Genomic DNA, 8,333 nt, shown 5'->3' on the forward strand with positions numbered 1-8,333 from the left:
GGCCATCGGCGAATTGCGGTGGCCGCCGAGCAGCGCGGCGGTCCGCGTGTGCACAGCGGTGTGGGGCTCGCTGACCACCGCGCGCAATTCTTTGACGTAGGCGGTGGAGATGGCGGTGGTCATCTGGTCGAGGATCTCCACGATGCGCCGCGCGCCGCCGACGAGGCTCTCGTAGTCGCTGGGGGTGGCCTGCGACATCACCAGGTCCATGCCGATCTTGAAGCCCTCGTGCACCGAGTGGTGGATGGTGTCGATCGGCACGCCCTCGCGCGCCCAGCCCGCAGCGGTGTCCCCGAGCCTGCGCAGGTGGGTGCCGACGTCACGGCCGTCGAGCATGTGCACGGCGACCTCGAGGCAGACCCTGGTCACCATGGTGACGTCGCCGCTGATCGCGTCGCCGGGCAGCGTGCCGCAGGGCGCGACGGTGCGCACGAAGTGACCGACCATCTGCCGGGAGAGGCCGCGCACGTCGTGCAGCGGCGAGGACATCGGTTTGCCCGAGATGGTCAGGCCGGGCGACGCCCCGTTGGTCCCCCTCCGATCTTCCACGGTCATCGGCGACTCCTCGCAGACCCGAAGTTACTGTGCGGCTGGTTCACAGTAACGATTCGATGCCGCGCGCGGGGCCGATCGCCGGGTTACGTGACAGGGCCCAGCGCGCCCGCACCGCGATTGTGATCACTACCTGCGATGATGACGATCCGCTCTGACAGTCGTGTCCAGCCCGCTCCCACGCCGGCGGGCGCGGTGCGCACCGAGACGATCGCGTATGTCCCCGCGCGTCCGGGCGATGGTTCGCGGGCTCGCGCGGCGGTTGACTCGAAGACATCGAGACACCGACCCGCGAAAGGGACAACGACATGCGTATCACCGTTCTGGGAGCCACCGGCAGCGTCGGCCGCCACCTCGTCGAGCGCGCCGTCGCCGACGGCCACGAGGTCACCGCCCTGGTCCGCGATCCGGCCGAGCCGCCCGCCCGGCCCCGGGTCACCGTGGTCCGCGGCGACGCGACCGTGCCCGCCGATGTGGCCGAGGCGCTGATCGACGCGGAGGCCGTCGTGGTCGCGCTCGGCGCGGGCCGGGCGGCCGGAGTGCGCGAGCAGGGCACCCGCGCCACCGTGGCGGCGATGCGGGAACGGGGCGTGCGCAGGCTGGTCTGCCTGTCCACGCTCGGGGCGGGCGAGAGCCGCGCGAACCTGAACTTCGTCTGGAAGCACTTGATGTTCGGGCTGCTGCTGCGCGCGGCCTATGCCGATCACCAGCGGCAGGAGCAGGTCGTGCGGGAGTCCGGCCTGGACTGGACCCTGGTGCGGCCCAGCGCCTACACCGACGGCCCGCACACCGGCGCCTACCGCTACGGATTCGGGCCCGAGGCAACGGATCTCACCCTGAAGGTCTCCCGCGCCGACGTCGCCGACGCCCTGCTGCGCGCGCTCGCCGATCCCAGCCGGATCGGCACGGCCGTCTCGGTCTCGAACTGAGGCGCGGCGGTGACGCGAGCGGGTGCGGCGGCACCGGACGGGGCGAGCGGTCTCGCTAGCCTTGCCGGCGTGGATGTTCTGGAGGCCCTGCTCGACGGGCCGCGGGCGCGCGGCGCCTTCCTGCTCCGCTCGGTGCTGGAACCGCCGTGGGCGCTGCGGATCGCCGACCACGCCCCGCTGACGGTGGCCGCGGTCATGCGCGGCGACGCCTGGCTCGCCCTCGACGACGGCGAATCGACGCGCCTGGCGACCGGGGACGTGGCGATCGCGCGCGGGCCCGGCTGCTACACCGTGGCCGACGAGCCGGGCACCGACCCCACCGTGGTCATCGGCCCCGGCGGGCACTGCACCAGCACCGAGGACGGGCGCAGCCTGGTCGACGAGTGGTCGCTGGGCGTGCGCACCTGGGGCGCGCCGGGCGGGAGCACGGTGCTGCTCACCGGCACCTACGAGAACGTCGGGGAGGCAGGCAGGCCGCTGCTGTCGGCACTGCCCGCGCTGATCGTGCTGCGCGCCGAGCAGTGGCGCTCCCCGCTGGTCGGCCTGCTCGCCGAGGAGATGGCGGTGTCCGCGCCCGGCCAGCGCGCCCTGCTGGATCGTCTGCTGGACGCGCTGCTCATCTCCGCGCTGCGCACCTGGTTCGCCGCGCAACGCGAGCAGGCGCCGTCCTGGTATCTGGCACAACAGGATCCGGTGGTCGGGGTGGCGCTGGCCCGCATCCACGGGGCGCCGGAGCGACCGTGGACGGTGGCGAGCCTGGCCGCCGAGGCGGGGGTATCCAGGGCGAATCTGGCCCGCCGGTTCACCGAGCTGCTCGGCGAACCGCCGATGGCCTATCTGACGCACTGGCGGCTGGCGCTGGCCGCCGATCTGCTCACCGATCCCGAGGTCACGGTGGGCAGTGTAGCGCGGCGGGTCGGCTACAGCACGCCGTTCGCCTTCAGCACCGCGTTCAAACGGGCACGGGGCGTCAGCCCGCGCCAGCACCGCCTGCGCGGAGCGTCGGCCTGACGGCCGATCCGGCGAGCCCCGGCGGTCAGTTCCCCGTGTCGAGCGTGATCGGCAGATCGCGGGCGGGCTCGGCCGCGCGGCCCGCGGCTTCGGGCAGCGCGCACGCCATGCCCTCGGCCATGCCGGTCGGCCTGACCCCGAGCGCCTGGTTGAGCCGGGCGCGCTGGTTCTCCCAGGAGATGGCCACGGCCAGTTCGGCGACCTGGGTGCGGCCGAGCCGGGTGACCAGCTGCTCGCGCAGGTCGTCGATCCCGACGGCCGGGGTGGTGGTCACGGCTTCGGCGAAGGCGAGCACCAGCTTCTCCACCTCGTCGAAGGCGGGGCTGGTCCGGTAGCGCGGCAGGTCGGCGATCTGCTGCTCGGTGACCCCGGCGGAATGCGCCAGCGCCGAGCCGATGTCGAGGCAGAACTCGCAGTTGACCAGGGCGGCGGTCTTCAGCTCGGCCAGCTCCTTGAGATGCGGATCGACCCTGTTGCTCAGCAGCAGCGCGGTTTCGAAGGTGAGCACGCTCGCGGCCAGTTGCGGTCGGCGCACCAGCCAGCCAGCGAGGTCGCCGCGATGTCGTCGCGCCCGCCTCAGGGTGCGTAGTGATGTCCTGAATCGATCGATCGTCCGCGTCATCGCGTCGTCGCCTCCCCATGCCGGGCTGGTCGAATCGGTGTCGACAGCTGCGGTTCCCACCGTACGCCCGGAGGTGGTCGACGACCGATGTGAAGCGTGTCTCAGGCGGTGCCGGGACATCGATCAGCAATCCGCTTCCGCCTGCCCACTCGCCCGCGCGAGTGGCAGGTCACGGCGCCTGGTCGAACCCACACCGTGCCACAATGCGTTCAGACCCCCTGACAAGATCACGAAAAACAGGACGACAGGTCACAACTCGGCTAACATCCAGCGACCAGGCGGACCGGCGCGAGACCGGCCCAGTCGGAGCCCGGCACCCCGGCCGGCACGGAAGGACAGCCCATGATCCCGGCGCAGTTCGACGATCGCTCGGGCGATCCCGGCGAACTCCCTGCCCCCGCTGGCGACAGCGACACCCACCGTGTCGCGCTCCTGCGCGATCCCCGGCTGCGGTGGCTGCTACGCGCGGCCGCCGAACTGAGCGAGGAGTCCGTGGAGCTACTCGTCGCGGTCGCCGACCGCCTGCGCGTGGTCGAACGCCGCGCCGACGGGGCGACCGCCGAACTCTACTGACCCCTCCCCCGACGGTGTCGGTCACGCGACCGACACCGCTGTCGCGTCGCGCTCCCTAAGATGCTCAGGGCCGTGCCCGAACTCGACCGGTGGGCGTTCCTCCGCGCCCGCCCGCGCACCGAGATCGTCACGGCCGCGAGCGACGGTCTACCGGAGGAACAACTCGATGAGGCGCAGTGTCAAGGCCGAGCTCACCATCCTGGCCGCGATACTCGTCGCCGTCGCGCTCTACTACCTGCCGCGCGTACACGACCTGGTGTACCCGGACCATCCGGCCGACCAGGGCAGCCGCGGCCTGGTCGTGATCACCACCGACGGCGGGGACCGCCGGTACACGCTCTACGTGAACCAGTACGTGCCCGCCGCCGACCCCGATTCCGACGACCCCGTCGCCATCCGCTTCTACTTCCGCGCCGACGACGTCGACTACGCGCAGAAGGGCTCGGTGGCGCCGCTGGAGTTCGCGATCACCTTCGCGGGATTCGACGATGTCGAGGAGGAGATCCGCTGCGGCGACGACGAAGCCCTCACCGAACGCACCATCGAGACGGTGCTGCCGGGGGCGCGACGCGCCATCGAGATCGATCTACAGGGCGGCGCGTCCTCCGCGCTGGCCTACGGCGAGACCACCGGCGGACAGCAGGAGAGCGAACAGCAGGAGGAGCAGGGCGCACAGGCCGACGACGCGCGGTACCGGGACCACCGCGGCACGATCTGGCCCTACGACACCGACGCCGACGTGGCGGGCAAGCGCCATGTGCAGACCTCGGGCGGCAATTCCTTCGTCTTCGTCGAGGAGTGCACGGTGCCATCCCGCTTCTTCTGGCGGACCGGCTCGTCGGGGCAGTTCACCCTGCTCCCGGCACAGGTCGACTGGACCGCGAGCACCCAGGCCAAGAACCAGTACCGGATGATGTCGCGGGTCTACATCCCGCGTACCGACAACGTGGTGCTGGCCGAGTCGTATCCGCAGGCGCGGGTGTACGACGCACGCTGGGTGGCGGGCGGCCAGTACGCGGCCTGGACCTCGGCCACGAAGGCGGCCACCGGTCGCGTCGCCTATTCCGACCAGCCGGTGCTCATCTTCGAGAACCGGGGGGCGGAGGAGCGGCAGGCGATCTTCCTGTTGTGGGCCGGTCTGCTGATCGGCGTCGGTTCGACGATTCTGCTGCGGGTCATCACCCTGGCGCTCGAGACCTTCCTCGACCCGCCCTCGCCGCCGACGCCGTGATCGTCCCTGCCGTCACCGGGTCCGGCGCCGCTGCGCGCGGGCGCGGGCCCGATCGTGTGCCAGGGCGAGCAGGTCCAGGCAGACCCCGGCGGTGCGCGGTCCGGGGTTCACCACCGACACCCAGCCCGCGCGGCCGTACAGCGGGTGCGCGATCACGGTGTCGTCCGCGGCCGGATCCTCGGCCGGCGCGGAATCGTCCTTCGGGTCGCGGCCGATGTGCGCGGCCACACCGTCGCGGCCGATGTCGGCGTTGACGCGGAACGCGCCGGGGCGGTCGAGGCGCGATGCCGTGTCGTCGGGATAGTTCTTGGTGACGACGGTGGCGAACGGCTGGCCGGGGGGCAGGTCGCCGTCGGGGGCGTAGTAGAAGAACAGGTCGCCCCAGGCGAGTTCGGGTGAGCCGTCGCCCGGCCCCGGTCGCAGGGTCAGCACTCCGCCGAGGGATTCGATGTGGGCGGTGATCGCCTCGATGGTCATCGTCTCGATGGTCATGGCTTCGGAGGTCATGGCTTCGGAGGTCGTCATGCCTTCGAGCGTTACATTGAAGTCCTTGTGTGGACTTCGCCGTGAATAACCGGAGGTGAGCTGATGCCGAGCCGGTACAGCACCCCGCTGCGCACGGTGGATGTGGCGCGGGCGAGCGGGTATTCGGCCGAGCAGGTGCGCAAGCTGGTGCGGTCCGGGGTGCTGCCGGCCGCGCACCGCACGCCGTCCGGTCATCGCCGGTACCGGCGGTGGCATCTCGACTGCGCGCTGGCCTATCGCGCGCTCGCCGCGGGGGTCGGCCCGGCCAAGGCGGCGCGGCTGGTGCGCATCGCCCACGCGGGCGACGAGGCCGAGCTGCTGGCGCTGCTGGACGCCGCCCACGCAGGCCTGGACGCCGAGCGTCACACGCTGGCCGCCGCCCGCGCGGCCGTGGCCGCCATCGACGCCGAGCCGATCGAGCCGGTGCTGCCCGGCGACGCCATGACCGTCTCGGAACTGGCCGGCGCCCTCGGCGTCCGGCCGTCCACACTGCGGCACTGGGACGCCGAGGGGCTGGTGATGCCCGGCCGCACCGCGCCGGGCGGCGCGCGCAGCTACTCCCCCGCCGATGTGCGCGACGCCAGGATCACCCACCAGTTGCGCCGGGCGGGCTACCGCATCGACGCCCTGCGCCCGCTGCTGGCCGATCTGCGCGCCCGGCGCGGTGACGTGCTGTCCGCGCTGGCCTCGCGCGACGAGGGCATCCGCCGCCGCTCGCGCGCCCTGCTGACGGCGGGCGCGCATCTGGACGCGGTGCTCGCGCAGCGGGATCCGCGCCCACCCGCGCCCGCCTCGGACCGGTAGCCTCGTCCGGGCGCGGGGAACACCGGTGGGAATCCGGGGCTGTCCCGCAACTGTCACCGAGGAGTGAACCGCCGATTTCGTGGCCACGACCTACCCGGGTTGGAAGGCCGGCGGCAAGCGTCGATCCGGGAGCCAGGACACCTGCGCGAGCACAGGGACACACCCACGAGGATGGCGATGGACAACTTCACACGACGCGCGCCCGGGATCGGGCGGCGCGGATTCCTGACGGGCGCGTTGGGCCTCACGGCCGTGACCGGCCTGCCGTTGCTCGGCGGCTGCGGCACCGAGCACGCACCAGCGAGCGCGCCGCAGGGCCCGCCGAGGATCGGCGGGCGGCTTCGCTCGGTGATCGCGGGACGCTCGGCGAGTTCGGACGTGCTCGACCCGCACACGGCGGGTAGTTCGGCGGGCGGCGCGGTCGCCAAGAACGTCTGGGACAAACTGGTCGCCTACAACAACGACCTGACCCCGCGCTACCGGCTGGCCAGGGCACTGGAGCCCGACCAGGAGGGCGGCGAGTGGCGCGTCTCGCTGCGCCCCGGCGTGGTCTTCTCCGACGGGTCCCCGCTGACCGCCCGCGACGTGCTGTGGAGCTTCGAGCGGATGCTCGACCCGGCCAAACCGTCCGCCGGCGATCTGGCGATGGTCGATCTGTCGCGCACCCGCATCGACGGCGAACTCGACCTGATCGTGGCCATGCACACCCCGACGGCGGACTTCGCCTCGGTGCTGGCGGGCTGGTACTGCTACATCGTCGCCGAGGGCAGCGACACTTTCGACGAGCGCACCCTCCCACCCGGCACCGGCGCCTTCACGCTGGCGGACTGGTCACCCGGCGACCGGACACTGTTGCGGCGCAACGACACCCATTGGGACGGCGCCGCACACCTCGACGAGGTGGAGATCATCCAGATCGCCGAGACCGAGGCCAGGGTGAACGCCTTCCTGGCCGGCCAGGCCGATGTGGTGCACGAGCTGAGCTACCTACAGGCCCGCACCCTGGCGAGCGATCCCGAGGTGCGGGTGATCGTGCCGCCCGCCGGGTTGATGGGCGCGCTCCAGATGCGCGTGGACACACCACCGTTCGACGACGTGCGGGTGCGCCGCGCCATGCGGCTGGCGGTGGACCGGCAGGCGCTGGTGGACGCGGTGTACTACGGCTTCGGCGAGGTGGGCAACGACCTGTACGGCAAGGGCGCGCCGTTCTACAACGACACCCTGCCGCAGCGCGGCTACGACCCCGAGCGCGCCCGCGCGCTGCTGCGGGAGGCGGGCAAGGAGAACCACACGGTCGCCCTGCCGACCGCCGACGGCATGCCGGGCATGCTCGAGTCGGCCACGCTGATCGCCGAGCACGCCAAGGCCGCCGGCATCACGATCGAGCTGGAGACGGTGCCCGCCGACACCTATTTCTCGAAGGTCAGCGGCACCGCGCCGCTCAGTCACGTGGGCTGGTGGAACTACAGCCTCGACTACTTCTACGGCCAGACCATGACCAGTTCCTCGCCGAGCAACGGCACCGGCTGGCGGCGGCCGGAGTGGGACGCGAAGTTCGAGCGCGCCCGTGCGGCCATGGACCCGGCCGAACGCACCGCGCTGTACCACGAACTGCAGGAAGAGCTCTGGCACGACGGCGGCTACATCCTGCACAGCTTCGCCAAACGCCCCGACGCCGCCCGGGTCACCGTGGGCGGCATGCGCGAGGGCGTACCCGGCACCGACGACTGGGCGAACTACGCCACCACCTGGCTGGCCTGAGCGGTCGTGGCGCGCTATCTGCTGCGGCGGCTCACGGCCGCCGCCTGTGTGCTGTGCGTGGTGGCCGTGACAGTGTTCGCGCTGTTCGAGCTGCTGGATTCGGACGCGGCCGAGGTCGCACTGTCGCGGTACGGCGCGGGTACGCCGACACCGGAGCAGCTGGCCGCGCTGCGTGCCGAACTGGGGCTCGACCGGCCTGCGCCGATCCGTTTCCTGGACTGGGCGGGCGATGTCGTCCGCGGCGATCTCGGTCGGTCACTGGTCTCCGGCAGGCCGGTGTCCGATGTCCTGTTCGACCGCCTCGGCAACAGCGCGGTGCTGGCGG

Annotated in this window: 8 protein-coding genes, 2 pseudogenes and 1 riboswitch; of the genes and pseudogenes, 7 read left to right on the forward strand and 3 right to left on the reverse strand. The window is 72.0% G+C overall.

Annotation, left to right across the window (positions count from 1 at the left end):
* Positions 1–555 (reverse strand): annotated as a pseudogene (locus QH283_RS24540) (PucR family transcriptional regulator); the annotation flags it as partial.
* A gap of 305 nt (positions 556–860) precedes the next feature.
* Between QH283_RS24540 and QH283_RS24545 the strand changes: the two are divergent.
* Positions 861–1,481, forward strand: a complete 621-nt coding sequence (locus tag QH283_RS24545; RefSeq protein WP_280505301.1) for an NAD(P)-dependent oxidoreductase — start codon at positions 861–863, stop codon at positions 1,479–1,481.
* Between the two features lie 69 nt (positions 1,482–1,550).
* Positions 1,551–2,492: an AraC family transcriptional regulator gene (locus tag QH283_RS24550; RefSeq protein WP_280505302.1), complete on the forward strand. Its 942-nt coding sequence runs from the start codon at positions 1,551–1,553 to the stop codon at positions 2,490–2,492.
* Positions 2,493–2,517: 25 nt separating this feature from the next.
* Here QH283_RS24550 and QH283_RS24555 read toward each other — a convergent pair whose 3' ends face one another.
* The gene (locus QH283_RS24555) at positions 2,518–3,114 is read right to left on the reverse strand and encodes a carboxymuconolactone decarboxylase family protein (RefSeq protein ID WP_280505303.1); all 597 of its coding nucleotides are present in this window, start codon (positions 3,112–3,114) and stop codon (positions 2,518–2,520) included.
* Between the two features lie 342 nt (positions 3,115–3,456).
* Between QH283_RS24555 and QH283_RS24560 the strand changes: the two genes are divergently transcribed.
* Positions 3,457–3,687, forward strand: coding sequence for a hypothetical protein (locus QH283_RS24560; protein ID WP_280505304.1), 231 nt, complete (start codon positions 3,457–3,459; stop codon positions 3,685–3,687).
* A gap of 166 nt (positions 3,688–3,853) precedes the next feature.
* Positions 3,854–4,918: a hypothetical protein gene (locus QH283_RS24565; RefSeq protein ID WP_280505305.1), complete on the forward strand. Its 1,065-nt coding sequence runs from the start codon at positions 3,854–3,856 to the stop codon at positions 4,916–4,918.
* A 12-nt stretch (positions 4,919–4,930) separates the two neighbouring features.
* Here QH283_RS24565 and QH283_RS24570 read toward each other — a convergent pair whose 3' ends face one another.
* Positions 4,931–5,443, reverse strand: coding sequence for a DUF6194 family protein (locus QH283_RS24570; protein ID WP_348538309.1), 513 nt, complete (start codon positions 5,441–5,443; stop codon positions 4,931–4,933).
* 63 nt (positions 5,444–5,506) lie between these two features.
* Between QH283_RS24570 and QH283_RS24575 the strand changes: the two genes are divergently transcribed.
* The 3 genes and pseudogenes from QH283_RS24575 to QH283_RS24585 form a co-directional block, all read left to right on the forward strand.
* The gene (locus QH283_RS24575) at positions 5,507–6,247 is read left to right on the forward strand and encodes a MerR family transcriptional regulator (RefSeq protein WP_280505306.1); all 741 of its coding nucleotides are present in this window, start codon (positions 5,507–5,509) and stop codon (positions 6,245–6,247) included.
* A gap of 15 nt (positions 6,248–6,262) precedes the next feature.
* Positions 6,263–6,389, forward strand: a riboswitch (cobalamin riboswitch).
* A 35-nt stretch (positions 6,390–6,424) separates the two neighbouring features.
* The gene (locus tag QH283_RS24580) at positions 6,425–8,008 is read left to right on the forward strand and encodes an ABC transporter substrate-binding protein (RefSeq protein WP_280505307.1); all 1,584 of its coding nucleotides are present in this window, start codon (positions 6,425–6,427) and stop codon (positions 8,006–8,008) included.
* A 6-nt stretch (positions 8,009–8,014) separates the two neighbouring features.
* Positions 8,015–8,333 (forward strand): annotated as a pseudogene (locus QH283_RS24585) (ABC transporter permease); the annotation flags it as partial.

It is taken from the genome of Nocardia farcinica (genome assembly GCF_029867845.1).
Taxonomy (GTDB): domain Bacteria; phylum Actinomycetota; class Actinomycetes; order Mycobacteriales; family Mycobacteriaceae; genus Nocardia; species Nocardia farcinica_A.

Bases quoted from the DNA above. Each gene is read 5' to 3' on its own strand.
- QH283_RS24545 (WP_280505301.1), top strand. From the start codon at position 861: ATGCGTATCACCGTTCTGGGAGCCACCGGCAGCGTCGGCCGCCACCTC.
- QH283_RS24555 (WP_280505303.1), bottom strand. From the start codon at position 3,114: ATGACGCGGACGATCGATCGATTCAGGACATCACTACGCACCCTGAGG.
- QH283_RS24560 (WP_280505304.1), top strand. From the start codon at position 3,457: ATGATCCCGGCGCAGTTCGACGATCGCTCGGGCGATCCCGGCGAACTC.
- QH283_RS24565 (WP_280505305.1), top strand. From the start codon at position 3,854: ATGAGGCGCAGTGTCAAGGCCGAGCTCACCATCCTGGCCGCGATACTC.
- QH283_RS24570 (WP_348538309.1), bottom strand. From the start codon at position 5,443: ATGACGACCTCCGAAGCCATGACCTCCGAAGCCATGACCATCGAGACG.
- QH283_RS24575 (WP_280505306.1), top strand. From the start codon at position 5,507: ATGCCGAGCCGGTACAGCACCCCGCTGCGCACGGTGGATGTGGCGCGG.
- QH283_RS24580 (WP_280505307.1), top strand. From the start codon at position 6,425: ATGGACAACTTCACACGACGCGCGCCCGGGATCGGGCGGCGCGGATTC.